The sequence below is a fragment of the Marinobacter arenosus genome (genome assembly GCF_019264345.1).
GTDB lineage: Bacteria > Pseudomonadota > Gammaproteobacteria > Pseudomonadales > Oleiphilaceae > Marinobacter > Marinobacter arenosus.
This window is the reverse complement of record NZ_JAHVAO010000003.1, coordinates 68,360-93,754: the sequence shown is the minus strand read 5'-3', so window position 1 is coordinate 93,754 and position 25,395 is coordinate 68,360. Positions and strand designations below refer to the sequence as shown.

Here is a 25,395-nt window from a genome sequence, read left to right as displayed (position 1 = left end):
ATGATGCGAATTGACGAAATTCTGGAGTACCTACCGCATCGTTATCCATTCCTGCTGGTGGACCGGGTAACGGAGGTTGAAAAAGGAAAATCAATTAAAGGCTACAAGAATATCTCGTTCAACGAGTCTTTCTTCCAGGGCCACTTTCCCAATAATCCGATTATGCCCGGTGTACTGATCATCGAAGCCATGGCACAGCTGTCAGGCATTCTCGGTTTTGTGACCGTGGAACGGAAACCGGCAGACGGCGTGGTACAATACCTCGCTGGTTCCAGTAAGGTACGCTTCAAGCGTCCCGTACTGCCGGGAGATCAGCTTTGCATGGAATCGGAACTGATTTCCGGTAAACGTGGCATCTGGAAATTCGAATGTCGGGCACTGGTCGACGGTGAAGTCGTGTGCGTGGCAGAGATACTGACCGCTGAGAGAGAAGTTTGATGGCGACAAGTGACTGGTCGGGTATTCATCCTCAAGCGATTGTAGACCCATCAGCCAAACTCGGTGACAACGTAACCGTTGGTCCCTGGAGTTATATTGGCCCTGGTGTTGAGATTGGGGATGGCACCGAGATCCTGTCCCACGTGGTTGTTAAGGGGCCGACGGTAATCGGTCGGAACAACCGGATTTTCCAGTTCTCCAGTGTTGGAGAGGAATGTCAGGACAAGAAATACGCGGGTGAACCGACGACATTGATCATCGGCGACAACAACGTTATCCGCGAGAACTGCACGATTCATCGAGGCACTGTCCAGGATCGTGGGGAGACCCGCATCGGCAGTGGCAACCTCCTGATGGCGTACGTGCATGTCGCCCACGATTGCGTCGTGGGCGATAACACCATTCTTGCCAACTGCGCGACCCTGGCCGGGCACGTGAATGTGGGTGATTTTGCCATTCTGGGTGGCGGTACCATGGTTCACCAGTTCTGCAACATCGGCCCGCACAGCATGGCGGCCGGCGGGAGTATCGTGCTCAAGGACATACCGGCGTACGTCATGGCAAGCGGCCAGTCGGCCCAGCCCCACGGTATGAACGTGGAAGGTCTGAAGCGTCGCGGTTTCAGCAAAGAAGTGCTGCTCAGCCTGCGCAGGGCCTACAAGGTGATCTATCGTCAGGGTCTGACCACCGAGCAGGCGGTGGAGGAGTTGACCGGCGCCTTTCAGGACGTTCCCGAAATACGTCCCCTCATTGACTCCCTGCGAGGAGCTCACCGCGGCATCATCCGCTAATTTGGCGGGAGCCTGTTGGTGACGGACCATCCTTCGAAGCACGCGGTTGTCAGCGACCGCCCAATCACCTTTGGAATCATTGCCGGGGAGGCATCGGGAGACATTCTCGGTGCCGGCCTGATCCGCTCGCTCCGGGCCCGCTACCCCAGGGCCCGGTTCGTCGGAATTGGTGGTGACGACATGATCGCCGAGGGTTTTCACTCCCTGGTGCCCATGGAACGGCTTTCCGTGATGGGCCTGGTCGAGGTCCTGGGTCGAATCCGCGAATTGTTCCAGATCCGCGCCCGCGTGCTGGACTACTTTTTTTCCACTCCGCCCGATGTGGTCATAGGCATTGATTCCCCCGATTTCACCCTGACCATCGAGCGTCGGTGTCGCGAAGCGGGAATCCCGACGGTTCATTATGTCAGTCCCTCCGTCTGGGCCTGGCGGCAAAAGCGGATCTTCAAGATTGCCAAGTCCGTGAACCTGATGCTCACACTGTTCCCCTTCGAGGCCCGCTTTTATGAGGAGCACCAGGTGCCAGTCGCCTTTGTGGGGCACCCATTGGCTGATCGTATTCCTATGGTTCCGGAAACCGGGAAGGCCCGTCAGGAGTTGGGGCTGGACGACCAAGCGCCATTACTGGCGGTATTGCCGGGAAGTCGGGCCGGTGAAGTGGAGCGTCTGGGAACCCTGTTTCTGGAGGCAGCCCGTTGGATTCAGGAGAAGCGACCGGATTTGCAGCTGGTTATTCCCTGCGTGAATCGGGATCGGGAAAAGCAGGTGCGGGAACTGGTTGACGCCCTCGACGTTAAACTGCCGGTCACGATCGTGCGAGGCAAGTCCCGAGAGGTTATGGCGGCTTCGGATGTCGTGCTGCTGGCCTCCGGCACCGCCACGCTGGAAGCCATGTTACTGAAAAAGCCGATGGTGGTGGGGTACCGGTTGAGCGATTTCAGCTACGCGCTTTTGTCGCGACTGGTCAAGGTGCCCCATGTGGCACTGCCCAATCTGCTAGCCCGTGAGGCCCTGGTCCCCGAACTGCTTCAGGACGATGCCACGGCCGAAGCGCTTGGGTCCGCAGTACTGGAGCGACTGGAGAACCAGCAGGAGCGCCAGCGGCTCGTCGATGCCTTTACCACCTTGCATCAGACCCTCAAGCAGGGTGCCGATGAGAAGGCTGCTCAGGCCATATCGGATTTGCTGGAACGGAGGCAAGGCTGATGGCGCGGGTTGAACTACCCCCCTTCGAATGCTCCTACCAGGGCCGTCTGTTGGCCGGCGTGGATGAAGTGGGGCGAGGCCCCCTTATCGGCGCGGTTGTGACTGCCGCGGTCATTCTGGATCCAGCCCGCCCGATCGCGGGTCTGGCAGATTCCAAAAAGCTGACGGAAAAAAAGCGCAACGGGCTTTACGACGAGATCATCGAGAAAGCCGCCGCCTGGTGCGTAGGTCGTTGCGAGGCCCACGAGATCGATCAGTTGAACATCTACCAGGCCACCATGGTTGCGATGGAGCGAGCCGTCGCCGGGCTTGGGATTGAACCGGAGTACGTGTTGGTCGATGGCAATCGTTGTCCAAACTGGCGTTGGGCGTCGGAACCGGTGGTGAAGGGGGATAGCCGCGTGGCGGAGATCAGTGCTGCATCCATTCTGGCCAAGGTGACCCGTGACCGGGAGATGGAGGCGCTGGAGCAAACCTATCCGGGCTACGGGCTTGCCAAGCACAAGGGGTACCCGACACCGGTTCACCTCGAAGCTCTGTTCCGCCTGGGCGTGACGCCGGAGCATCGGCGATCCTTCCGTCCGGTTCAGGAGGCAATCGAGGAGGCGGGTTTCTGGAAGCGGCCAGAGGCAGAGGAACCCCCTGATCCCGGAGATCTCCATTTCCCAGCCGATTTGTTCGAAAATAGCAATTGACAGGTTGGGCTCCAGTCCTTAATATACGCGCACGTTGATCGGGGGTACTCCGGTAAACAACCAGTTTTGATGCGGGGTGGAGCAGTCTGGTAGCTCGTCGGGCTCATAACCCGAAGGTCGTTGGTTCGAATCCAGCCCCCGCTACCATATTAGAGAAAGGCAGATCAGTACGTCGCTGATCTGCCTTTTTTGCGTCTGGGGTCCCGGAAATCGTCTCGCGATCATGTTACTTCTGATGGTCGATTACGAGAACCGGTCCCAGTAGGGCGGATCCCCGAAATACCCGTCCATGAAGTCCACAAAGCTGCGCACCTTGCTGGCCAGCAGCTGCCGGTGGGCGTACACGGCATAGAGCGCCATCGGCTCTGGCTCGCACTCCGGCAACACGATCCGAAGTTTTCCCTCTCGAATGGCCGAGCCCGCAATAAAGGTGGGCTGGAGCGCGATTCCTGCGCCGGCGATGGCCGCTTCCACCAGCACGTCCCCATTGTTGCTGACCATGTCGCCTTTGGCGTTTCTCAGCCAGCGGTGCACGGCCTCATTGCTATCTAAGTCCATGTAGCTGTAGCGCAGATAATGATGGTCGCTGAGCATGTCGGGCCGCTCGGGCGTGCCGTGTGTTGTCAGATAGTCGGGCGAGGCACACATCACCAGGCGCACCCGTGCAATTCGCTTGGCGATGAGTGATGAGCTTTTCAGGTGGCCGATCCGCAGCGCGATATCGAAGCCTTCCTCGACGATGTCGACCTTGCGGTCATTGAGTTGGAGGTCAATGGTTACGGCGGGGTGGGCTTTCTGGAAGGCCGCTAATAATGGAGCCATGTGTCGGATGGCGAAGGAAACCGGGGCGCTTATCCGCAGAAGGCCCCGGGCCTGTGTTTGCAGGTCGCCAAGCTGGTTTTCCATGTCGTCGATGTCGTGGAGCACTTGCTGGGCGCGCTGGTGGTAGCTCGCTCCCGCTTCCGTCAGGTGGATCTTGCGAGTGGTGCGGTTCAGCAGGCGCACGCCAAGGTGCTGTTCAAGCTGGGATACGTACTTGCTGACCAGTTGCGGCGACATTTCCATGCGGTCTGCGGCTCGCGTGAAGGTCCCTTCGTTCACGACCGTGACAAAGGCTCGCATGGCATCAATTCGGTCCATGGGGCTCTCCCGTTAACTCTATGTCTGCAATTATCAATGCATGGTTGATAATAAAGCAACATTGGCCGTCTTAGTTTTTTAAATTGGCGATAGTAGAGTAGCCACATCACCTGAGGCGAGCGCTTCGGGCCAATTTAACGACAGCAAGATTCGAGGGGACCATCATGACTACTCAATTCGTACAGACACTGCTTCAATCCAATGCCGGCTTCGCTGCCCTGGTACTGCGGGTTCCGGTTGGTCTGATTCTCGCAGCCCATGGGGCACAGAAACTCTTTGCCTGGTTCGGCGGCTACGGGCTTGAGGGTACCGGCCAGTGGATGGCGAGCATCGGCCTGGAGCCGGGTTACCTGATGGCATTGCTGGCCGGCAGCGCCGAGTTCTTTGGTGGCCTGGCCCTGGCCGTTGGTCTGCTGACCCGGCCGGCGGCTCTGGTGAACGCGGTTGCCATGCTGGTGGCGATCTTTGCGGTGCACATCGGGAACGGCCTGTTCATGTCCAACAACGGCTATGAGTTCGCGCTGACCCTGTTTGTCGTGAGCGTGGCGCTGGCCATTCAGGGCGGCGGCCGATTCGCCATCGATAACGTGCTGCTCGAGCAACTCGGCAATGCGAGACAGGGCGAGCGCGCTGCCCTGTAACAATCTGAGTCTAATTCACAGAAGCACGTCAGGTTTGAACTGGCACTCCTCCGCTGCGGGGAGTGCCGTGCTGACAGGAGAGCGGGATTATGCTGGTAAATGGCGTTTGGAAAGAGAACTGGCAACCGGTACAGGCGAAGGATGAGCAGGGGCGTTTTATTCGACAGACATCCCCGTTCCGAAACTGGATCACGCCAGATGGCTCCGCCGGGCCAACCGGGACCGGCGGATTCAGGGCGGAAAAGGGGCGCTACCATCTTTACGTTGCGTACATCTGTCCCTGGGCATCAAGGGCGCTGATGGTTCGCGAACTCAAAGGGCTGAAGGACCTGGTCGGAATCACGGTGGTCAATCCCCGCTTGACCGACCAGGGCTGGCAGTTCGGTGGTTACCCCGGAGCGGACGAGGATAGCCTCAACGGTGCCCGTTACATGCACGAGCTCTATACCCGCGCCGATCCGACCATCTCCGGCCGGGCCACGGTGCCTGTGCTCTGGGACAAGCAGACCGAAACCATCGTAAACAACGAGTCTGCGGATGTGGTTCGGATGCTGAACAGTGCGTTCAGCGGCATCGTGGATCAGGGCCCGGACCTGTATCCGGAAGACCTGGCGTCCGACATCGACAGTCTGAATGCGTATCTGTACACGGATCTGAATAACGGTGTTTACCAGGCCGGCTTTGCGTCCAGTCAGGCCGCCTACGATGAGGCCCACACCAGGGTTTTCGCAGCGCTCGACGAACTGGAGGCGCGACTGGCAGACGGGCGCACCTATTTGTTCGGGGGTCGCCTGACGGAAACGGATATTCGCCTGTTCGTAACCCTGGTGCGTTTCGATGCGGCCTACCACGGCCTGTTCAAGTGCAACCGCAACACGTTGCAGGCGATGCCCCGTCTGCATGCCTACATGCATCGGATACTGAAGCTGGACGGCATTGCCAGCACAGTGAACCTTGATCACATCAAGGCCGGGTATTATTCCATCAAGGCCCTGAACCCGACGGGTATTGTACCGGCGGGCCCGGGTGAGCTCTGACCGGGATTTTCAGTGCCATACTACAAGTGATTGCCGGAGGCGTAGCCATGACCACAGAACCCGACGTGTTGTTTCTTTCCCATGGCGGAGGGCCGATGCCGTTGCTGGGGGATCCAGGGCACCGGGAACTGGTGGAACAGCTCACTGACTTTGGCGAGAAACTGACGAAGCCGTCGGCCATCCTGGTGATCAGCGCCCACTGGGAGGAGTCGGTCCCGACGATCACCGCCGGGACCACCCCGCCACTGATTTATGACTACCATGGTTTTCCGCCGGAAGCGTACGACATCCAATACCCCTGTCCCGGGGAGCCCGCGCTTGCCGGTGAGGTCTATCGGGCGTTGGAGGCAGCGGGGATTCCGGCCCGGCTTGATAGCCAGCGCGGTTTTGACCATGGCCTGTTTGTGCCGCTGAAGCTGATGTACCCCGCAGCGGATATTCCCTGCGTTCAGTTGTCCCTGGTGAACAGTCTGGATGCCCGTGTGCATCTGGCTATCGGTAAGGCCCTGCAGACCCTGGACTACGACAACCTGCTGGTGATCGGATCCGGGTTCTCGTTCCACAATATGCGGGCGTTTTTCACCCCCGGCACCGCAGAGATTCAGGCCCGCAACCAGGCCTTCGAGGACTGGCTGACCGAAACTTGTACCGACCCCGACCTTCCGGAATCGCAGCGTGCCGAGCGCCTCGCCCACTGGGATCTGGCCCCGTACGCCCGGTTCTGTCATCCCCGGGAAGAGCACCTGCTGCCGTTGCATGTGTGTTACGGGCTGGCCGACCGGGCCTGTGAAACTCACCTTTCGGCAACCATCCTGGGCAAGCAATCCGGGATGTTCCACTGGGGGCGCCGAACCTCACTCTAGGCTCTCTCTCTTGGTCTCTTTCTCCTGATCGTTTTCTTCTGCTCCCATTCTGACCTTCCTCCCCGGCCGCGCGAGCGACCCTCCTTTTTGTGCTGATCTGTTGTGCTCATCGTGTACGCCGGATCGTCATGCTAATAAATTGACGAGTTTTCCCTTCTTCTGAGTTAAAAAAGTGTCGCCTCCGGGCTATTGGTCGGCTGTGTTTTTATGAACTCCGGTTAAGTGTGACGCTTTTTTCCGCCTGTTTTACGGCTTTCTTATACGTAGTAACCCGTACCTTAATTCCATTTCAGGCCAAAATTTGCCCGGGAAACAGGGCAATGGACTATTTTATTACCAATAGCTGACGGAAAATTGACCAATTTGTAATTAGGAAATTGACGTTTGGGTCGTTCATACTTGCTCACGATTTGAACAACTCCACTGTAACGACGATTAAATGGTGAATATAGATATGAAACGCGTCAACAAAGTGTCAGCTGCAGGGATCGCCGCGTTTGCAATCGGAGCTCTTCTCACAGGCTGTGGCGGAGGCGGTTCCGGCTCCGGTACAGGTACAGGATCTGCAGTAGGTGGCGGCGGCTACATCGACGAGAAAACCGCCGTACTGAGCTGGAGTGCACCCATGACCCGTGAAAACGGCGATAGCATCAGCATGGGCGAGCTCGAGAAGTATGTGATTCGTTATGGGAAGGATGTAGAAGACATGAGCGAAGAGGTTGTGATCAACAACGCTCAGTCAGAGGCAGAGATGTCGTATGCCATTAACGGCCTGGAGAATGGTACCTGGTACTTTACAATTCAGGTTCAGGACACCAGTGGCGTGATAAGCGCACCGTCCGATGTAGTCAGCAAGTCTATTCAATCTTGATCCGTAGTGCCCCTTGTAAGCCTGAAGTAACGCAGTCTCAGGCAAGGGGGTCGGCAATCGGGAGCTTCAGGGTAAAGGTAGAGCCTTCGCCAGGCGTCGAAGCCACCGAGATTTCCCCTCTGTGTTTCTCCACCACGATCTTTACGAACGACAAGCCCAGACCCGTGCCATGCACGCCGGCCAGTTCGCTTCTCTTCTGACGTCGATAGCGATCAAACAGGTGAGGTAACTCATCCGCGTCAATACCACTGCCTTCGTCGCCAATGGTCAGGCAGGCCTGGTGGCCAGCCCGGAAAACCTGGATATCAATGGCTGACCCCTCCGGACTGTACTGAACCGCATTGGTCAGCAGGTTGATGACGGCTCTCTCCAGCAGCTCGGCATTGCCTTTAAGCCAGAGGTCTTCCGTTCCCTGCAGTTGCAGCTGAATGCGCTTCTCCGCTGCCTGCTCACTCACGCTGTCACGGGCGTTCTCCACAATGGCCAGGAACTCGCACTCATAGAAGCGGGTTTCCGTCAGCTGTTCGGCGCGCGCAAGCTGCACAAACTCTTCCGCCAGGTGATAACTCCTCCGGGCAAGCCGTCCCAGCTGGTCGAGCTGTTCTTTTTCTATGTGGCTGGGGTCCCGCTTCAACTGCTCAATCAGCGCCAGCTGGGACACCAGAGGTGATCGGACATCGTGGGATATGAAGTCGATGGCCTCCCGGTGCTGGCGCTGCTGTTCCCGAAGCTCGGAAATGTCGGAGATGTTGGCGATGATGCCGTGCTGGTCGCTGTCCGGCAGGGCAAACGGCGCGAAGTGGATCAGAAAGTCCTTGTGGTGAATGCGAAGGTCCACCGTGCGGCTTTGCCGCAGCGTCAGGGTTTCCGAAACCGTTTCATGCCAGGGTGGCGTTTCCCGTGGGTCATGGCCTTCGAGCAGTCGGGCCAGCGGCAGGCCGGCAAGGCTTGGCATCGGTTCCTGGAACCATTCCTCGATATGGCCGTTGGCAAAGCGGATAACCGCCAGTTCGTCGGTCACAATGATGCCGTCCGGCATACGCTCGAAACTGCGCCGGATGAACTCCTGCATGTAGTTGAGCCGTTCCGTGGCAACGCGCACGCGCTCGATCCTGGCTGAGATGTTTTCCCGGGGTTTTTCCGTCCGGGGGTTCTGATCACCGGGTTCGAGGGGAAGGCGACGCAGGTAGCGTTGAATGGCCTCGCGGCTCAGGTCGTTCGGCAGGATCAGGCCAAGGGTATACAGGGTATTGCCGCGCACCAGCCCTATCCAGCTGCGGTTGCTGTCGTGAATCCATCGCCCGGTTTCCAGGCTGTCGGGAATATCGGCAACGGTAAGGCCCTGGAGCGACAGGGTATTCTGCCCCTCACACAGCAGCCACCCCTCGGGCTGCAGCAATGCCTGGAAATGCTGGAGCAGTTGGGCAGGGTGTCTGCGTGAGGGTTCCGGAACCGAGATGTGTGGGCTGCGGGCGAGGTCGTCCAGTTGCCGGTTCAGAAACCGGTTGGTCATGGCGAGGCGGAAGCCGCTGGACAAAGGCAGTGCCAGCAAGGGGACCAGAAGTGCGTTCGCAACAGGAAGCCAGAGTTGGGTGCCGAACAGCCCGAAGAGAAACGATGTCAGCAGTGCGGCCACAGTCAGCACGCAGGCCGCTATGGTACGCGTTGGCCGCATTCGTGGGAGCGTGACAGACAGCGCAATCACGATCGCCAGGGTAAGGACCGGCGAAACCCACGCCGGAGCCCGGCGAATCAGAAGATTCTGATTGAGCGCCGAGAGCGTGTTGGCATGGAATTCCACGCCCGACATGGGTCGACTCAATCCGGAAAAAGGCGTGGGCAGGATGTCGCCGAATCCTGCGGCCGTTGCACCGACAAATACCGTCTTGCCGTCGAAAACCTCAGGCGCCGGTGGCTGATTGAGTACCCGGATGTAGGAGTAGGTTGGCAGTGTGCCGGCCCCACCCGCCAGTGGCACCGCCCGGTACTCATCCCGGACATTCATGAATGGCGGCGCGGGATGGGGGGCTGAGGCGTCCCCGAACCGGCTGGTGGCTGCCACGGAGAGGCTGGGCCAAAGCTGGTTGCCCAGGCCATTGAACAGGTAAAGCCCGCGGGCAACGCCGTCTTCGTCGAGTTCAACGTGGGCGTGTCCGAGACTGGACGCTGCGGCTGCGAGCTCAGGTGCTGGCAGTTCCTCCCTCAGGAGATGGTTGGCGGTCGGCGGAGACAGATGTACGGGCAGTACCACATTGCCATGGCGGAGCATTGCCCCGGCAAGCGCCGTGTCATCGACCGAAGGCTCGGGAAATAGAACGTCGAAGACGATGGCCTCTGCGCCAGCCGCGTTCAGTTTATCGATGAGCTCGGCATGGACCGAGCGTTGCCATGGCCACCTGCCAAGCCGTTCCAGGCTGAGCTCGTCGATGGCGACGATCACAACCTGACTCGAAGGTTGGGCCGGTGCGGCGGTGGTGGCCTTATCGAATAGCCACAAGTCCAGCCGTTGGGGCAGTTCCGATGACTGGATCAGGAGGAGGAGTGCCAGCAGTATCAGGCCCATGGTCCAGGGGGTCGTTCTTATTGGCAGCCATTCCCGGTTCATGAGCCCTGCTGTGTCGTTCGGTCGATCAATGGATTATTCCAGGTAGAGTTCCCTCCCGGGTCCCCAGCGACTGGTCAAGGGGCCGTCAGAAAGAGCTTTCAACCGCACAAAATACCGTCTTCCGGGAATCAGGCGCAAGGCTGCCGTGGTATCTGCCAGCTTCGCTTCCTTGATGATGTTCTGGAACTCAGGCTCTTCGGAAAGCTGGAGGCGATACTCTTTGGCGGTCTTGATCTTCTCCCAGAACACCCGGACCTGACTATCCACATAGTTGATGCTGATAATTCGAACCGGCGGGAGGCTGCCATTTACGACCAGTGTCCGGGTTTCACTGACCGCCACCGAGTTGCCACCGGCTTCGGTGACGACGCGCCAGTAATACTGGCCGGGTCCGAGCGGGCGCAAGGGCAGTGCCGACGTTTCCGGCGCCCATTCGCTGGTGGTGATCAGTTCCCGGAAACTGTCGTCCTCGGCAATTTCCACCCTCGCGACTTCATTCTGGCCGTTCAGGGTCCAGCGGAATTCCGGCATGTCATCGTTGGCGACGCCACCTTCAGCAGGCGCCAAGAGGCTCGCGGCCTGGGCCTGCAGGTCCACCTCGAAGGGGATCACCGCCGGCATACCCGCGGTGCCGCGACTGTCCAACGCCGCCAGGTGAATCTCGTAGCCGCCGTTATCGAGCATGCTCAGATTGAACTGGTTGCCCTCAAGTTTCCGGCTTTCCACCCAGCGACCGCTGTCGGATTCAAAAATGTCGAGACGGTGCCGCGGCGCGGGACTCGGTGCCCAGCTGATCGGTGTCGGAAGTTTGGTGACGGTGGCCGGAAGCGGATTCACCTCAGGCGCGGGCGGCAGGCGGCGGATGCTGAGACCGGTATTGGACTGGGTCGAAACCGCCGCACTGTATCCTGCCGGGATTCGCCGAGTTTTTCCGGGAGCGCCGAAATCCACCACGCCGTGGGTCACCTGTAAGCTGGTGCCATTTACCGACGTTTGCAGGGAAAACGCAGTTCCCCGAACCGCGGCAACGGCCGATGGGGTTTCAATTTCGAACCGCGCGCCGCCCTCTATCACGGGCTTTACCCGGGTATGCACTTCACCCGTGTGCAGGCGAAGGCGGGTATCCACCATTCCGGATTTGCCGTATTGGGTCAGGCGATTAAAGATCAGGCGAGAGTCCGGTGAGATCCGCACTTCCGAGCCGTCCGCCAGAGCAATGGTGGCCGAGCCGGAGCCGGACAGGATTTCATCACCCACGCGAATCAGGGTTTGGGCGGTCAATGGGAGCTTTCGGCCGTCCGAGCCGGAAATCAGTTGAACCGATCCGGACACGGTAGTAACGCGGGCCGGATCTGGTTGGCGTTTCAGCCAGGACAGCGGAATACGGATGCTGTCGCCTTCGGCAATCGCTGAACCCTTTTCGACGTTGTTGTACTGCAGCAGGCGTGCGGCCGTGTAGCCGGGCGCGAGAAGTTCACTCGCCACCTGACGATAACTCTCGCCGGGTCGCAACGTGTATATCCACTCGGGCGTCGCCGCGCTCTGTGAATCCTCGACGGACGATGCCGAACCCTGGGTGATGGACAGTTCAGCCTGGGCGCTGAAAGCCGTCAACAGGATAGCCGGCGCCCACAGCACCCGGAGAATGCGCTGTACTCCCGTTTTACTCATTCGCGGCCCGGTCAGTCTCGACGATGTCAGTGGTCTCCGCGTCGGGCACCTGCATGGACTCGAGCCGGTAACCGCGCTGGTAAATGGTCTTGATCCGGAAGCCGTTCTCGGGATTCAGGCCAAGGCGGCGGCGAAGGCGGCTCATGTGAGTGTCCACCGTGCGGGTATTGATGTCTCTTGTCAGGCCCCAAACCCGCTCAAGGAGCATCTCCCGGGTGAGCAGTCGGCCCTGATTCTGAAACAGGAACAGGGTCAGGTCGAAGTCTTTGTCCGTAAGGGTCAGTTCTTCCCCATGCAGTGTGATGATTCGGCGCTGGGTGTTCACTTCAAACGGACCGTACTTGAGCAGTTCCTTGTCGCTGTCCGGATTGATCCGGCGAGCGAGTGCGTTAATGCGTGCCACAAGTTCGGCTTCCCGGGCGGGCTTAGCCAGGTAGTCGTCGGCGCCGGCGTCCAGGGCCCGGACAACATCCGCTTCGCTGTCACGCTGGGTAAGGAAGACGACCGGAATGGACCAGTTGAGCTGCGCCCGAACGCTTTCCAGCACGTCGATGCCGGTCATGTCGGGAATCTGCCAGTCCAGGATCAGGAGGTCGTAGCTGCGATGCAGAACCGCACTCAGAAACGATTGACCTGTCGGGAAGCTGTCGCAGTGGTGTCCGCGCTCGGACAGCATCGACTGTACATGCTGTGCCTGTTCATATTCGTCTTCAAGCAGAGCGATTCGCATGAAGCCTCTCCCGGGGTTGCTCGCTGTTTTGATCGTGCCGATAGGCTGGTGACAGACGGACTGATCAGCCATACCGCCGGATTATCACAAAATGTGAAAGTGTATTCAGTATCGTTATGTAGACTTGCGTAAACGGATGGCAGGTTTTCCATCCTCGTCATTAAGGGTTTGTCGGCAGGCTGGGAAATTACTGCAGCCCCAGAACCAGCCTTTTTTACCTTTTCTTCGGACCAACGGCGAAAAACAGTGGGGGCAGGGGATCGGCTTCTGGCCGGTGCCATCCGCCGGAGCCGTATCCTCGATGGGTCTCGTGCCTGTGCAATCCGGGTACCGGGTGCAGGCGTGGAAGCGCCCGAACTTGCCGTCCCTTTCGGTCATGGGCGCCCGGCATTTCGGGCAGTGCACCTGCCCCGGCTCAGCGTCCGCCGGTTCATCGGCGACACGGTCGCCCTGCGGGCGGTTAATGAAATCCCGGACTTCCTGTTTCAAGGTGTCGAGGAAGGCGCGGGGGTCGCCCTCGCCGCGCCGGATGCTTTCCAGTGTTGCCTCCCATACCGCGGTACGGTCCGGTTTGCTGACGGATTCGGGCAGGGCGCCGATCAGCGCCTTTCCCTTGTCAGTGGCCCGGATGTGCCGGCTGTCCCGGTACAGGTACTCCCGCTTGAACAGCGTGTCGATAATCGCGGCGCGGGTGGCTTCGGTGCCGAGCCCATCGGTCTCCCGAAGCGTTTTACGCAGCTCGGGATCGCTGACAAAGCGGGCAATGTTGGTCATCGCCGAGAGCAGGGTGGCGTCGGTGAAGTGCTGCGGCGGCTGGGTTTTCCGTTCAGTGATAGCGCAGTCGTCGCACAGTACCGGTTCGCCCCGTTCCAGTCGTGGGAGCGGCGCTTTCTGGGGATCGCTTCGGCCTTCCCGCAGCTTCAGTTCCAGGGCCTTCCAGCCAGGCGTCAGGATGGCGGTCTCGGTGGCCCGGAACTTGTGTTCCGCCACTCGCACCGTCAGGCGGCCTTCCCGGTGCACGGCATCGGCCGCGAACTGCATCAGGTAGTAACGGCTGATCAGGTCGTAGATTTTCTCTTCGGCCGGTGTCAGCTTGCCATTCGGGGTCGGCCGGCTGGTTGGAATGATGGCGTGGTGGGCGTCTACCTGTTTGTCGTTCCAGGCGGCGGTTCGGCGCTCAAGATCTGCCGAGCTGCAGGCGTCAGCGAGGTTTGGCGCAACCCGGCCAATCGCCCGTACCACCTGTTCCCGCTGGCCGTAGTGGCCTTCCGGAAGGTACCGGCAGTCAGAACGCGGGTAGGTGATCAGCTGGTGCCGTTCGTACAGATTCTGCGCCGTATCCAGAACCTCTTTGGCGCCCATGCGGAATAGCCGCCCGGCCTCAATCTGAAGTACCGAGAGTGACAAAGGTAAAGGCGGCGGTTCCGGGCGGTCGCGAAACCGGGACTCGACGATCGTTCCGGGGCGTCCGTTGGTGTCGGCGGCGATCTGGTCTGCCGTTGCCCTGTCGAGCAAGCGGTTTTCCTCATCCAGGTGATCGCGGAACTGTTCGTCGGGTAGCCAGCGTGCGGTGAACGGGGTTTGGTCCGCTTCCTCTTCCTGCGCTGTGAACCGCGCCTCAATGCGAAAAAAGGGCCTGGGGTCAAAGTTCTCGATGGTGTTGTCGCGCTCCACCACAAGACCCAGAACCGGCGTCTGCACCCGGCCGACGGAATAGACGCCCTGTTCGCCCTGCTGCTGGTAGGTCAGGGTATAGAAGCGTGTCAGGTTAATGCCGTACAGCCAGTCGGCGCGTTGGCGAGCGAGCGCGGAGTGGGACAGCCGGCGGAATTCACGGTTGTCCTTCGGGTTCTGAACGGCCTTCACCACTGCGGCAGGTGTCAGATCGTTGATCAGTATGCGCTGAACCGGCGCTTTTGCGCCAAAGTACCTGAGAACCTCGTCCACCAGCAATTGGCCCTCGCGGTCGGGATCCCCCGCGTGGACAATGGTTTTGGCCTGACGGATCAGGGACTCAAGCACCTTCAGTTGCTGGAGTACGCTGTCCTTGGGCATGACCTGCCATTGCTCCGGGAACATGGGCAAATGTTCCTGGCGCCATTTCTTCCACGCGGGATTGTAACGAGCCGGTTCAGCGGGCTCCAGCAAATGGCCAATACACCAACTGACGGTGGCAGCGTCGTCGCCTTCGCCGCAACGGATCCAGCCCTGGCCTTTCTGATAAGGGCCGGGAAGGGCGGCGGCAATGGCGCGGCCGAGGCTTGGTTTTTCGGCAATATAGAGGTGCATGGTTCTGAGCGCGATTGGGTCGGGATGGGAATGTGGCTGTTTGGTTCTTTGCTGTCAAGGTTCGGGCGGCTGGGGGTTTGTGTAGTAGACTGGAGGAAAGAACGCAGTTGCAAAAGGATTGAGTAATGAAGATCCAGAACACCATCGAGACGAAGCTCAACGGGGCTTTTGACGTCCGTTTTCTGCAGGTCGAGAACGAGAGCCACAAACACAGTGTGCCGCCGAATTCGGAGACGCACTTCAAGGTCACCCTGGTGTCCCCGGATTTTGAGGGCCAGATGAAAGTCCGGCGCCATCAGACCCTCTACAGTGTCCTGTCCGAAGAGCTGGCGGGTGAGGTCCATGCCCTGGCCCTGCACCTCTACTCGCCGGACGAATGGGAGGCGGCGGGGAATTCGTCGCCCGAATCGCCCAATTGCATGGGTGGCTCCAAGAACGACCCGGCCATGGCAGCGTCTGTGGGTGGGGGAAAAGGCTCATGAGCCAGTTCTTCCAGATTCATCCGGAAACTCCACAAAAGAGATTGATCAACCAGGCGGTGGATATTCTCCGGCGCGGCGGCGTGATCGTGTACCCCACGGATTCGGCGTATGCCATTGGCTGCCATCTGGGGGACAAGCAGGCGGCGGACCGGATCAAACGGATTCGTCGGCTGGACGACAAGCACAACTTTACCCTTGTCTGCCGGGATCTCTCCGACATTGGCGTGTACGCAAAGGTGGATAACACCCAGTACCGGTTACTGAAGAATTTCACCCCCGGACCCTACACGTTCATTCTGGACGCCACCAGTGAAGTGCCACGCCGGCTGCTCCACCCCAAGCGGCGTTCCGTCGGGGTTCGGGTTCCGGACAACGCCATTGTTCAGGAATTGCTGGGCGAGCTTGGCGAACCGATCATGAGCAGTACCCTGATCCTGCCCGGTGAAACCGATCCGATGACCGATCCCTATGACATCCGGGAGACCCTGGAGCATGAGCTGGATCTGATCATTGACGGTGGTTTCTGCGGCATGGAGGCAACGACAGTTGTGGATTTCACCGGCGAAGCCCCCGTGGTCACACGGGTCGGCAAGGGCGACCCCGAACCCTTCACGGTGTGAGGTCTAGGCCCGGGCGTTGAGGTTGAACGCGTAGCCCCGGCTATTGCCTGCCGCTTCCAGGTGCTCGGCACTGGCGGAGCGGCGCAGGGTGTCGTACCGGTGCACCAGGTCCGGAAGGCCGTTGAACTGTTGGTTCTCGCTGATGAGCGTGTCCAGCAGCGGGTTGTTTACCCCGTAGGCCTGGTTCAGCTTCAAGGCGTTATCCATGAAATGCAGCGTCGGCTCATTGAGGCTCAACCGGCTGAAGGCGTCCTTGAAGTTCTTGTTGATGTTCAGGTCATTTTCGATGAGTGCCCTCGACTCCTCGGTGATCTTGCCGGTGACCTGAATCTTCCCACTCTCATCCCGGTTCACGTTCAACGCGGTGTTGGGCGCGAGGTTGTACTCGGCAAGCTTGTGCCGCAGCGTCTCCCGTACGAAGGCAAGATCCTGCCCAACCGACTGTTTGTAATCCGCCATCGCCAGCTTCCGGGACTTGAGCCTGGCCAGGTCTGTGCTGTCTTCGCCGGAGGGCGTGAAACGGTCATCACCGGGTGCTCCGGCTGATTGTGGGGAAGGGCTGTCGGCCTTGGCGGGCGCGCCCTGCGCCGCGCTATCCGGAGATGGGCGTTTTTCCATGGCCTGCTGGAACTGGGTGCTTGCCCGAATCAGGGATGTCAGTAGTGACATGGCGGGTGTCCTCTCTTGGCAACGCAAACGTTTGCCGGAAAATCGTCGTCTGGGGTGGGTTATGCAGGTTTCGGGCCATTCTGGGAGTTGACTCAGACCTGATCTGCGTCAGTAAAAAAATGGCGCGATTCTATAAAGTCCGGTGTCGATTCATTGTCGTCGACCGACGTCGAGCACGACAGTTCTCTCAATCTCTGTTGTAGGCCCTATCTGCCGGACTGCCATGAAAAGACAACACTCCATCCATTTCCTGTTACTCGCTGCGCTGGCGGCGGCTTTCTCCCTGGTTCTGGTGCTGACGGTTCTCTACAACGCCCAGGCCCAACGCGAGCACATGGAGGCATTCAGCCACCAGTACGTGGATGGCCTGGCCAAATCCTATTTCGATGGCCTCAATACCATGATGGTAACGGGCACGATCGCCAACCGGGATGTGTTGCGCGAGAAGGTGATGGCGCCCGACGAAGTCCTGGATATCCGGGTTGTTCGCAGTGACCATTTAAACCGGATGTTTGGCAAAGGAACCGCCGCCGAGCAGAAGCGCGATGCTCTGGACCGGCAGGCGCTGGCCGGTGAGCGCGTGGAGTCCTATTCCAGCAATGACCGTGGTCGTGTCTACACGCTGGTTGAACCCGTCATTGCCAGTGAAAACTACCAGGGCGTGAATTGCCTCGGATGTCATCAGGCTGAGGAAGGGCAGGTGCTTGGGGCCATTCGTGTGGACTATTCCCTGGCCGCAACCGATGCCCGCCTGCATCAACAGCTCCTGGCCAGCGGCAGTATCCAGGCGGTGATTTTTACCGCGGTATTCTTGTTGACCGCACTCGTTCTTGCCCGACTGGTGTTTGCACGTCTGCGCCGGCTTCATGACCGGATGGACGAGATATCCCGCAATTCTGACCTGACCATTGAGCTTGAGGTTGGCCGGAACGATGAGATCGGATCGGTGTCTCGCGCCTTTAACCGGATGATGGCGAAGATCCGCGAGAGCATGAACACGGTGATGGACAATGCCGAACAGGTCGAGCGGGCGGCGCGGGGCATTGCGGAAAAGTCCGAAACCACGGAACGGGAAGTGCTCGCACAGCGGGATAACACCGATCAGGTGGCCAGTGCCACCACCGAAATGGCTGCATCGGCGGTTCAGGTCCGTGAAAATGCCATTCACACCACCCGCCAATCAGCCGATACCGCCGCCTCGGCCAGCGCCGGCGAACAACTGGCGCGCAATGCGGTTGAGGGCATTGAGGCACTGAACAACGAGGTTCAGGCAGGGGCCCGGCGAATTGAACAACTGGATCAGCGCACCAGCCAGATGTCGGACATGCTGGAGGTGATCTCCAACATTGCCGACCAGACCAACCTGCTTGCCCTGAACGCCGCCATTGAGGCCGCGCGGGCGGGCGAGCAGGGGCGTGGCTTCTCGGTGGTGGCGGATGAAGTTCGGGCATTGGCATCCCGTACCCAGGATTCCACCGAGGAGATTCGCAACACCATCACCGGGCTGAAAAATGAGGTGGTGGATTGTGTGGCCACCATGAGTCACGCCTCGGAAATGGCGGAGCATCAGGTCCAGGCCATTCTCAGGGTCGAGTCCGAGTTTCAGACCATTGCCCTGGCGGTGCGCCGGATCACTGATCTTAACCAGGAAATGGAGAGTGCCGCTGACGAGCAGAGCGCGGTGTCGGAATCGATCAATCACAACGTGATTGAGATCAGTCGCTCCGCCGAGCAAACCTCACAGGATGCCCAGGAAACCACTCGCATCGCCGGGGATCTGCTGGCTATGGCGGAGACCCTCCGGGCGACCATCGCGCAGTTCCGGTTATCGCAAGGTTAGCCTCGGTGGTCCGAGACAAACGGGTTGGTGGCCCGCTCCTGTCCAAACGTGGACATGGGGCCGTGCCCCGGGACAAAGGCGACGTCGTCCCCCAGCGGAAACAGTTTTTCCCGGATCGACCGGATCAGCGTGGCATGGTCGCCTTTCGGGAAATCGGTTCGGCCGATGGAACCGTGAAAGATGACATCGCCAACCAGGGCCAGTCTGGACGCCTGATTGAAAAACACCACGTGCCCCGGTGTGTGGCCCGGGCAATGCAGCACCGCCAGGGTCTGGTCGCCGACGGTCACCTCGTCGCCATCGTTCAGCCAGCGGTCCGGGGTGAACGTCTCTGGGGTCGGGAAACCGAACATCTGAGCCTGCTGGGGTAGACCCGTAATCCAGAACTGGTCCTCCCGGTGAGGACCCTCGATCGGAACAGCCAGCTCCCGCGCCAGCTCCGCCGTGCCTCCGGCGTGGTCAATGTGGGCATGGGTGAGCAGGATCTTTTCGACGGTAACGGCTTCCTCGCTCACGGCAGCGCGAATCCGGTCCAGATCGCCGCCAGGATCGACCACCGCGGCTTTCCGGGTTGTTTCACACCAGATCAGCGAGCAGTTCTGCTGAAACGGAGTTACCGGGATGATGCGGTATTTCATGGCAGGCGTTACCTCTGTCAGATCAAGTTGGCGACGTAGTCTACGACAATTCGCGATGGCTGAAACCCGGATGATCGCTACCCGAGGCACAAACAGGATGTGACACAGCCCTCAATTTTAACGCCATCACCGTTAGATAGTGAGGGACTGGACTGGCAATTGTCCGATTAGACGGTAGCTTATAGGTACATAAATCATTCGCCCCGGGAATCTCTTCTGGGGCGGTAATGCCGGGTGGTCGCATGGTCCGGATGCGATCAAGGTGTATCCCGAAAAGGAGCAGTAAAAAATGGACATGGCAGGCGTGAAGTACTTCTCAATGGCAGTGGCAACCGTTCTGATCACGGGCTGTGGCGGAGGCGGTGGAGGTGGTGGATCGGCGAGTTCGCCAACCCAGCTGTCTCTCGACACTCAGGGTTTTGGCGATAAAAAGGCTTCGTTGCGGGTTCAGAGTGATTTTGAGGACGCCACGGCGGCCTACTCGGACATCAATGACGTGGTTTCGCTTGTCGAGGACGTTGAGACCTCCCTCCTGGCACCGTCTGGCGGCACGGCGGTGGCCACGGCGGCGGCGGCTGAGCCGGAGTACAGCTGCGCAAATGCGGATGGCGTGGTGAATGTTCAACAGTCCGTGGGTGCCACCAGCGAGAGCTACGTGTTTACGTTCAGTAAGTGCCAGGTGCAGACGTTCAGCCATGGCTTGCTTCAACTGAATGGCGAATACCGATCGGATCTAACGGCTTCCAGCGGCGGTTCCTCGGCAACCGTCGTGGATCGGATCAATATTTCGGGACAGAAACTGGATACCGGTGAAGCGCTTGCGATCCTTGGCAGCCAGACGTCGACAATCAGCGTCACCAATGAGTCTGATTTCACTGTAACCACGAAATCGCCATCGATGGAATACCGGCTGGGCAGTGACTACGTCGCAACGCGGGATTCCGAATTCAAGGTCTCCCAGTCTGGTGACGTCATCACACTTTCCATGACAGCCGATCTGGTGAGCTCTGCTCTTGCGGGCTATGTCTCGTACTCCACACCGATCCCCTTAGAGGTGATGTTGACGGAAGATTGCCCCATCCGGGGGCACATTCTTCTGGAAGGGGATGGTACCGTTGAAGCGCGCTATGGCCAGAGCACCGGCCGGGGCTTCGGGCTGGAAGTGCTGGTCAATGGCAGTGAGGTTTCCTATCAGAACACCTGCGGCGCGGCGCTGCCGCTGTAAACCAGAGTCAGGCGGGACCCGATCCCGCCTGACCTGAAACTGTCGTATAACTGACCGGGAACTGTCATAAAGCCTCTTTAGGGTGTGTCCGAAATACCAACACATTGGACACACTGAGGCGACCATGGAATTTCGCAAATCTCTCCTGACTCTAGCCATCACGGGCTCATTTCTCGCACTTACAGGTTGTGTAGACGACGGTGATGACGGCACCGACGGCGCATCTGGCACCAGTCAGACCCTGATCGAATTGAGCAAGCTGGGCACCTACGCCAGCGGGGCGTTTGACGAGGGCGCTGCCGAAATCGTCGCTCACGACTCGGTCAACCAACGCCTGTTCGTGATCAACGCCAATGACTCCACCGTTGATGTGTTGGACATCAACGATCCGGAAACGCCCACCAAACTCAGTACCATCGACGCCACCACCGAAGGCGCCTCAGCCAACAGCGTCGCGGTTTACGGGGATCTCGTAGCCGTCGCCATCGAGGCACCGGTGAAGCAGGACAACGGCAAAGTGGTGTTCTACAACACCACCGACCTGAACAAGGTCGGGGAAGTGACCGTTGGCGCGTTGCCCGACATGGTCACCTTCACTCGGGATGGCCAGGCTGTGCTGGTCGCGAACGAAGGCGAGCCGAGCGACGATTACACTAACGATCCGGAAGGTTCCGTCAGCATCATTGACCTCTCCAATGGTGTTGGCGCGGCCACGGTCACCACGGCGGACTTTACGGCGTTTAACGCCCAGCAGACCGACCTTGTGTCACAGGGTGTGCGGGTGTTCGGGCCGGGCGCTACGCTGGCACAGGACCTGGAGCCGGAATACATCGCCGTCTCCCTGGATAACGAGACCGCCTGGATTGCCTTGCAGGAAAACAACGCGGTTGCCGAGCTGGATATTGCCGCAGGCGAAATCACCGCCATCCTGCCACTGGGATTCAAGAATCACAGCCTGTTGGGCAACGAGCTGGATGCCAGTAACGAAGACAACGGCATTAACCTCCGCAACTGGCCGGTAAAGGGCATGTACAACCCGGACGCTATCGCCAGCTACGGCTATAACGGCAAGACCTACTACCTCACCGCCAACGAGGGGGACTCCCGGGACTACCCCGGCTTCAGCGAGGAATTCCGCGTTGCTGACCTGACTCTGGATGCCGCGGCGTTTCCGGATGCGGCCGAGCTTCAGGAAGCCGAGAGCCTTGGACGCCTGAACGTGACCTCCACGCTGGGCTATGGTGCCTCCTGCGATCCGAGCGATCCCGCCAATGTCACCCTGACCGCCGGCGAGTACGACACCACCTATGTGGAAACCACCTGCGTGTATGAGGAACTCTATGCCTACGGCGCCCGGTCCTTCTCGATCTGGTCAGCCGATGGAACGCAGGTATTCGACAGCGGCAGCGAGTTTGAGCGCATCACCGCGCGCCTGATTCCGGACAACTTCAACGGCAACAACGACGAGAACTCGTTCGACAACCGCTCGGACGACAAAGGCCCTGAGCCGGAGGCCATCACGGTCGGGGAGATTAACGGCCAGACGTTCGCTTTTATCGGGCTTGAGCGCGCCGGCGGCATCATGGTGTACAACGTGACGAATCCACAGAACCCGGAGTTTGTTCAGTACCTCAATAATCGCGACTTCTCGGTGTCACAGACCGACCTGGAAAATGGCCTGGCCGGTGACCTGGGGCCCGAAGGACTGGCCTTCATTCCTGCCGGAGACAGTCCTAACAGCATGCCCATGCTGGCGGTGGGTAATGAAGTGAGTGGCACGACCACCCTGTACGGGATTGATGTGATTGAGTTGTCGGCGGACTGAGTTTCGTTTGGCGTGATTACTTTCCAGCGGGTCCTTCCAGGGCCGTTGGAAAGTAATCACGACGCAGTCAAATTGGTGCAATCATCGAGTCAAAGCCGTTCAGGTTTCCGAGGAAGACTGGTCTGTAATTCAGGAAACACTTTACCTGCTCTCCGTACCAGGTATGCGGGAGTCTATTCGTGAGGGGATGGATGCCCCCATGGATGAATGCGATGAGGAGCTGGGCTGGTGACATGGAAGTTGGTTTACACCAAGCAAGCCCAGAAAGATGCAAAGAAACGGGCCTCCAGCGGCCTCAAACCAAAAGCTCAGGAACTGTTAGTGCTGATAGCGGAAGATCGATACCGCAAACCACCTCCGCTTGAGAAGCTCATTGGTGATCTTGCGGGGGCCTATTCACGCCGCATTGATATTCTGCATCGCCCGGTCTACCAAGGTCTAGAGGACGAGCAAGTGGTGATAATCCTCAGACTCTGGAGCCACTTCGAATAATGGATAACCAGCGGCTGTTGCCGGACAATTTTTCCACCGCTTCGCGGCTCCAAAATTGCCGCAAAGCTTCGCGTTATATGCTTACGAGAAAAGCTTCATCCGACTTTCAGTTGACATGATGGTGCTCCTTTAGCAGGCTAAGTCGCATGAACCTAAATCTTACGCACAAAATGTCTCGAATTATCATCATTCCCTAGGAATGGTGGGAGTTTTGATGCGTCTGTAATTTATCAAACCCACCCCAGAGAGGTGGGTTTTCTGTTTCTGCCTCATGGGAATAAATCCTTTAAAGGCGGCAGTATGAAAAAAATAGCAGTTTTCGGTAAGCCCGGAAGCGGTAAATCTACTTTAAGCAAAGCGCTAGCGTTGGCAACTGGTATACAGTTACACCAGCTAGATTCGATAGTGTACAAAAAGAATGGGGAGCTGGTAGATCGCCGTTTATTCGATGAAGAACATGAGCGTATCTTATCGTCTGAACGTTGGATAATTGATGGGTTTGGACCAGTAAGCTCGTTTTACCAGCGTTTGGAAGCAGCTGATACGTTGGTTTACGTTGATCTGCCATACTTAACAAGCTACTGGTTTGTGACTAAGAGACTTCTAAAAGGGCTGGTCGTAAAACCTGAAGGTTGGCCTGATGGCAGTTCGGTACTAAAAGGCTCTCTTGAAAGCTATAAAGTTTTGCGGCTATGCCCCAAATTCTGGAATGATGATTTCATTGCCAGATTAGAAGAATTTTCAGATAGAAAGTCATTGTACATAGTTAATTCGGTCTCTGAGCTGAATAGCTTTGTGTACCGAAAGATCAGATAGATGAATCTAACAATCCATGGCGGTGGGAAATATTGTGTGCGCTGCGCTCAAAACCCAAAATATCTCCCAGCTTGGGGGGCGTTAGGCGCCATTGGGGCTCTGAGGGAATGGGGTTGAAGATACTCTGGGTCGTAACAGCTTCGGCTGGAATGGGATGTGGTACCCCCGGCAGGTTCCATACTAATATCTAATTTAGTGTCAGAATGTCTTAAGTGGTAACTAAATATTTGTAAATAAAGAAAAAGTATTGCTAAGCTAATTTGTATTGGTATCGTTTAACGACAGATGAACCCATCTTACGACAGGTTTTTAGAGGGGTAAGATGATGGGTATTAAATGATGGAGTTATACGATGCCAAAAAAAATGCCCGAAATGGGGCTCGCCCAAGTTCGCAACTTACGCCATGGGGTAGTGAAAGAGGGCGGTCAGAAACGAAAAGCAGGAGAGCCCTGTGTCGCCTATCACAGGGTAGGTGGGATTGATGGTCTTGCATTGCAGTGTCGGCCGCCCACGGCTGGGCAGGAAATCGGCTCCCGCTCTTGGGTGCTGATTACCACTGTGGGCGTCCGTCGTCGTGAAATCGGACTGGGAGGATACCCGGATGTGAGCCTTGGAGAGGCGCGAGAGCTGGCGCGCCAAAAAAAAGCCGACATCCGCAATGGCATAGATCCTGTGGAGCAGAATCAAGAGCGAAAAGCCCGAGACCGCGAGCTCCAGCGCAAAAAAATCACCTTTGGTGAGCTTGCCGAAGAATATTACAAGATTAAAGAAGTGACCTTCCGTGGCAAGAATCCGAAGCGGCAGCGAAACAGACTAAGGAAATCTATTGACCGATGCATAGCCGAGATTGGCGATATCCAAATCGGCGACCTGACCGTTGAAGATGTCGTGCGCGTGCTCAGTCCCATATGGACCACTCAGACACCAACCGCCACGAGAGTCCGCCAAACTATTGCCCAAATTTGGGATCTGGCGGAATCTCGGAAACTAGTCTCGGGGAAGAACCCGGCAGATTGGGATAGAAACCTGGATGGCTGGCTGCCGCCGGCGAAGCGTATCCATCACGCAAAACATAAGCCAGCTATGCGTCATCAAGACCTGCCTGATTTTATGAAGCTCTTGACGTTGCGGGACACCACACCTGCGCGCGCGTTAGAGTTTCAAGTATTGACCGTTGCTCGGCCAACCGAGGTTCAGTTTGCTGAGTGGTCGGAAATAAACCTGGAGGAAGGAACCTGGACCGTTCCTGGCTCAAAAATGAAAAACCGGAACCCTAACGAGGCCCACGTTGTGCCTTTGGTGCCGCGGGCAATAGAAATCCTACGGGGCATGCCTCAGTCAGGCCGTTACGTATTTCCCGGCTATAGGGGAAACGAGCAAATTAGCGAAAATGCATTGAACAACACGGTGAAAGCAATCCATAAAGAGTCTCTGAAGTCTGGTGGGAAAGGATTTATGGACCCTCGGTATCACAAGGTAGCGTGTGCCCATGGGATGAGAAGCTGTTTCAAGAATTTTGCAGCATCAAAGACCGATTATGATGATGTGGTATCCGAGCTCAGTCTGGCCCACCTGGACAATGACGAGACTCGTGCAGCTTATCTCAGTGACCAGATTCTGGATCGCCGCCTAATGTTGCTCAGCACCTACTCCAACTACGCATATACCGGAAAACTGCCACGAAACAGCCAGCGCAAGGATTATTAACCATAGATTCTGAGTTTCTGCAGTTTTCTGGCAATTACACGCGCCAACTGGCCCTTTTTACCGATTAACTTATTGAGTACCAATTAATCGGAAAGAGGTACAT

At 58.1% G+C, this 25,395-nt stretch carries 23 protein-coding genes, 1 tRNA gene and 1 pseudogene; 18 read left to right on the top strand and 7 right to left on the bottom strand.

Going from position 1 to position 25,395, the window contains the following annotated elements:
- The 5 genes from fabZ to KXD86_RS16430 all read left to right on the top strand — a co-directional run bounded on the left by fabZ (position 1) and on the right by KXD86_RS16430 (position 3,277).
- Entirely contained in the window at positions 1–438 is a 438-nt protein-coding gene (fabZ, locus tag KXD86_RS16450; RefSeq protein WP_218637251.1) for a 3-hydroxyacyl-ACP dehydratase FabZ, read from the top strand.
- Positions 438–1,229, top strand: a complete 792-nt coding sequence (gene lpxA, locus KXD86_RS16445; protein ID WP_218637250.1) for an acyl-ACP--UDP-N-acetylglucosamine O-acyltransferase — start codon at positions 438–440, stop codon at positions 1,227–1,229. The genes fabZ and lpxA overlap by 1 nt, the downstream gene beginning before the upstream one ends.
- 18 nt (positions 1,230–1,247) lie before the next feature.
- Positions 1,248–2,435, top strand: a complete 1,188-nt coding sequence (lpxB, locus tag KXD86_RS16440) for a lipid-A-disaccharide synthase (protein ID WP_218637249.1) — start codon at positions 1,248–1,250, stop codon at positions 2,433–2,435.
- The gene (gene rnhB / locus KXD86_RS16435; protein ID WP_218637248.1) at positions 2,435–3,130 is read left to right on the top strand and encodes a ribonuclease HII; all 696 of its coding nucleotides are present in this window, start codon (positions 2,435–2,437) and stop codon (positions 3,128–3,130) included. The genes lpxB and rnhB overlap by 1 nt, the downstream gene beginning before the upstream one ends.
- 70 nt (positions 3,131–3,200) lie before the next feature.
- A tRNA-Met gene (locus tag KXD86_RS16430) sits at positions 3,201–3,277 on the top strand.
- Between the two features lie 96 nt (positions 3,278–3,373).
- Here KXD86_RS16430 and KXD86_RS16425 read toward each other — a convergent pair.
- Positions 3,374–4,270: a LysR family transcriptional regulator gene (locus tag KXD86_RS16425; protein WP_218637247.1), complete on the bottom strand. Its 897-nt coding sequence runs from the start codon at positions 4,268–4,270 to the stop codon at positions 3,374–3,376.
- A 164-nt stretch (positions 4,271–4,434) separates the two neighbouring features.
- Between KXD86_RS16425 and KXD86_RS16420 the strand changes: the two genes are divergently transcribed.
- The 4 genes from KXD86_RS16420 to KXD86_RS18920 all read left to right on the top strand — a co-directional run bounded on the left by KXD86_RS16420 (position 4,435) and on the right by KXD86_RS18920 (position 7,682).
- Positions 4,435–4,911 (top strand): DoxX family protein, encoded by a 477-nt coding sequence (locus KXD86_RS16420; protein WP_218637246.1) that lies wholly within the window; start codon positions 4,435–4,437, stop codon positions 4,909–4,911.
- Positions 4,912–5,000: 89 nt separating this feature from the next.
- Complete coding sequence (locus KXD86_RS16415; protein WP_218637245.1) at positions 5,001–5,948, top strand: glutathione S-transferase family protein; 948 nt, start codon at positions 5,001–5,003, stop codon at positions 5,946–5,948.
- A 47-nt stretch (positions 5,949–5,995) separates the two neighbouring features.
- On the top strand, positions 5,996–6,811 hold the full coding sequence (locus tag KXD86_RS16410) for a DODA-type extradiol aromatic ring-opening family dioxygenase (RefSeq protein ID WP_218637244.1): 816 nt from the start codon (positions 5,996–5,998) through the stop codon (positions 6,809–6,811).
- Between the two features lie 454 nt (positions 6,812–7,265).
- Positions 7,266–7,682 carry a fibronectin type III domain-containing protein gene (locus tag KXD86_RS18920; protein WP_228739648.1) on the top strand — a complete coding sequence of 139 codons (417 nt, stop codon included), beginning with the start codon at positions 7,266–7,268 and terminating at the stop codon, positions 7,680–7,682.
- Between the two features lie 37 nt (positions 7,683–7,719).
- On the opposite strand, the gene KXD86_RS16400 is transcribed toward KXD86_RS18920, so the two are convergent.
- From KXD86_RS16400 to KXD86_RS16385, 4 genes are all read right to left on the bottom strand, one after another.
- A complete protein-coding gene (locus KXD86_RS16400) occupies positions 7,720–10,287 on the bottom strand; it encodes a CHASE2 domain-containing protein (protein WP_218637243.1) in 2,568 nt (855 codons plus the stop codon).
- Positions 10,288–10,320: 33 nt separating this feature from the next.
- Complete coding sequence (locus tag KXD86_RS16395; RefSeq protein ID WP_218637242.1) at positions 10,321–11,958, bottom strand: FecR family protein; 1,638 nt, start codon at positions 11,956–11,958, stop codon at positions 10,321–10,323.
- Positions 11,951–12,688, bottom strand: coding sequence for a response regulator transcription factor (locus KXD86_RS16390; protein ID WP_218637241.1), 738 nt, complete (start codon positions 12,686–12,688; stop codon positions 11,951–11,953). Before KXD86_RS16390 ends, KXD86_RS16395 begins: the two co-directional genes overlap by 8 nt.
- Before the next feature lie 114 nt (positions 12,689–12,802).
- Positions 12,803–14,977 (bottom strand): DNA topoisomerase III, encoded by a 2,175-nt coding sequence (locus KXD86_RS16385; RefSeq protein ID WP_218637240.1) that lies wholly within the window; start codon positions 14,975–14,977, stop codon positions 12,803–12,805.
- 125 nt (positions 14,978–15,102) lie between these two features.
- Between KXD86_RS16385 and KXD86_RS16380 the strand changes: the two genes are divergently transcribed.
- Together KXD86_RS16380 and KXD86_RS16375 are read left to right on the top strand one after the other, a co-directional pair.
- Positions 15,103–15,459: a BolA family protein gene (locus KXD86_RS16380; RefSeq protein WP_218637239.1), complete on the top strand. Its 357-nt coding sequence runs from the start codon at positions 15,103–15,105 to the stop codon at positions 15,457–15,459.
- A complete protein-coding gene (locus KXD86_RS16375) occupies positions 15,456–16,079 on the top strand; it encodes an L-threonylcarbamoyladenylate synthase (protein WP_218637238.1) in 624 nt (207 codons plus the stop codon). The genes KXD86_RS16380 and KXD86_RS16375 overlap by 4 nt, the downstream gene beginning before the upstream one ends.
- Positions 16,080–16,082: 3 nt before the next feature.
- Here the strand turns inward: KXD86_RS16375 and KXD86_RS16370 are convergent, their stop codons facing one another.
- Positions 16,083–16,748, bottom strand: a complete 666-nt coding sequence (locus KXD86_RS16370) for a hypothetical protein (RefSeq protein WP_218637237.1) — start codon at positions 16,746–16,748, stop codon at positions 16,083–16,085.
- A 223-nt stretch (positions 16,749–16,971) separates the two neighbouring features.
- Between KXD86_RS16370 and KXD86_RS16365 the strand changes: the two genes are divergently transcribed.
- Positions 16,972–18,588, top strand: a complete 1,617-nt coding sequence (locus KXD86_RS16365; RefSeq protein WP_218637236.1) for a methyl-accepting chemotaxis protein — start codon at positions 16,972–16,974, stop codon at positions 18,586–18,588.
- On the opposite strand, the gene KXD86_RS16360 is transcribed toward KXD86_RS16365, so the two are convergent.
- The gene (locus KXD86_RS16360) at positions 18,585–19,226 is read right to left on the bottom strand and encodes an MBL fold metallo-hydrolase (RefSeq protein ID WP_218637235.1); all 642 of its coding nucleotides are present in this window, start codon (positions 19,224–19,226) and stop codon (positions 18,585–18,587) included. The two genes, KXD86_RS16365 and KXD86_RS16360, sit on opposite strands and share 4 nt — an antisense overlap.
- A 289-nt stretch (positions 19,227–19,515) precedes the next feature.
- On the opposite strand from KXD86_RS16360, the gene KXD86_RS16355 reads away from it, so the two are divergent.
- The 6 genes and pseudogenes from KXD86_RS16355 to KXD86_RS16330 all read left to right on the top strand — a co-directional run bounded on the left by KXD86_RS16355 (position 19,516) and on the right by KXD86_RS16330 (position 25,292).
- Positions 19,516–20,451 (top strand): hypothetical protein, encoded by a 936-nt coding sequence (locus KXD86_RS16355; RefSeq protein WP_218637234.1) that lies wholly within the window; start codon positions 19,516–19,518, stop codon positions 20,449–20,451.
- Between the two features lie 124 nt (positions 20,452–20,575).
- Positions 20,576–22,276: a choice-of-anchor I family protein gene (locus KXD86_RS16350; protein WP_218637233.1), complete on the top strand. Its 1,701-nt coding sequence runs from the start codon at positions 20,576–20,578 to the stop codon at positions 22,274–22,276.
- Positions 22,277–22,361: 85 nt separating this feature from the next.
- Positions 22,362–22,508, top strand: a pseudogene (locus KXD86_RS16345) (type II toxin-antitoxin system Phd/YefM family antitoxin); the annotation flags it as partial.
- Positions 22,505–22,768 (top strand): Txe/YoeB family addiction module toxin, encoded by a 264-nt coding sequence (locus KXD86_RS16340; RefSeq protein ID WP_218637232.1) that lies wholly within the window; start codon positions 22,505–22,507, stop codon positions 22,766–22,768. The pseudogene KXD86_RS16345 and the gene KXD86_RS16340, both read left to right, overlap by 4 nt.
- Before the next feature lie 300 nt (positions 22,769–23,068).
- Positions 23,069–23,584 (top strand): P-loop NTPase family protein, encoded by a 516-nt coding sequence (locus KXD86_RS16335; protein ID WP_218637231.1) that lies wholly within the window; start codon positions 23,069–23,071, stop codon positions 23,582–23,584.
- A gap of 352 nt (positions 23,585–23,936) precedes the next feature.
- Positions 23,937–25,292, top strand: coding sequence for a tyrosine-type recombinase/integrase (locus KXD86_RS16330; protein ID WP_218637230.1), 1,356 nt, complete (start codon positions 23,937–23,939; stop codon positions 25,290–25,292).
- Positions 25,293–25,395 lie beyond the last annotated feature (103 nt).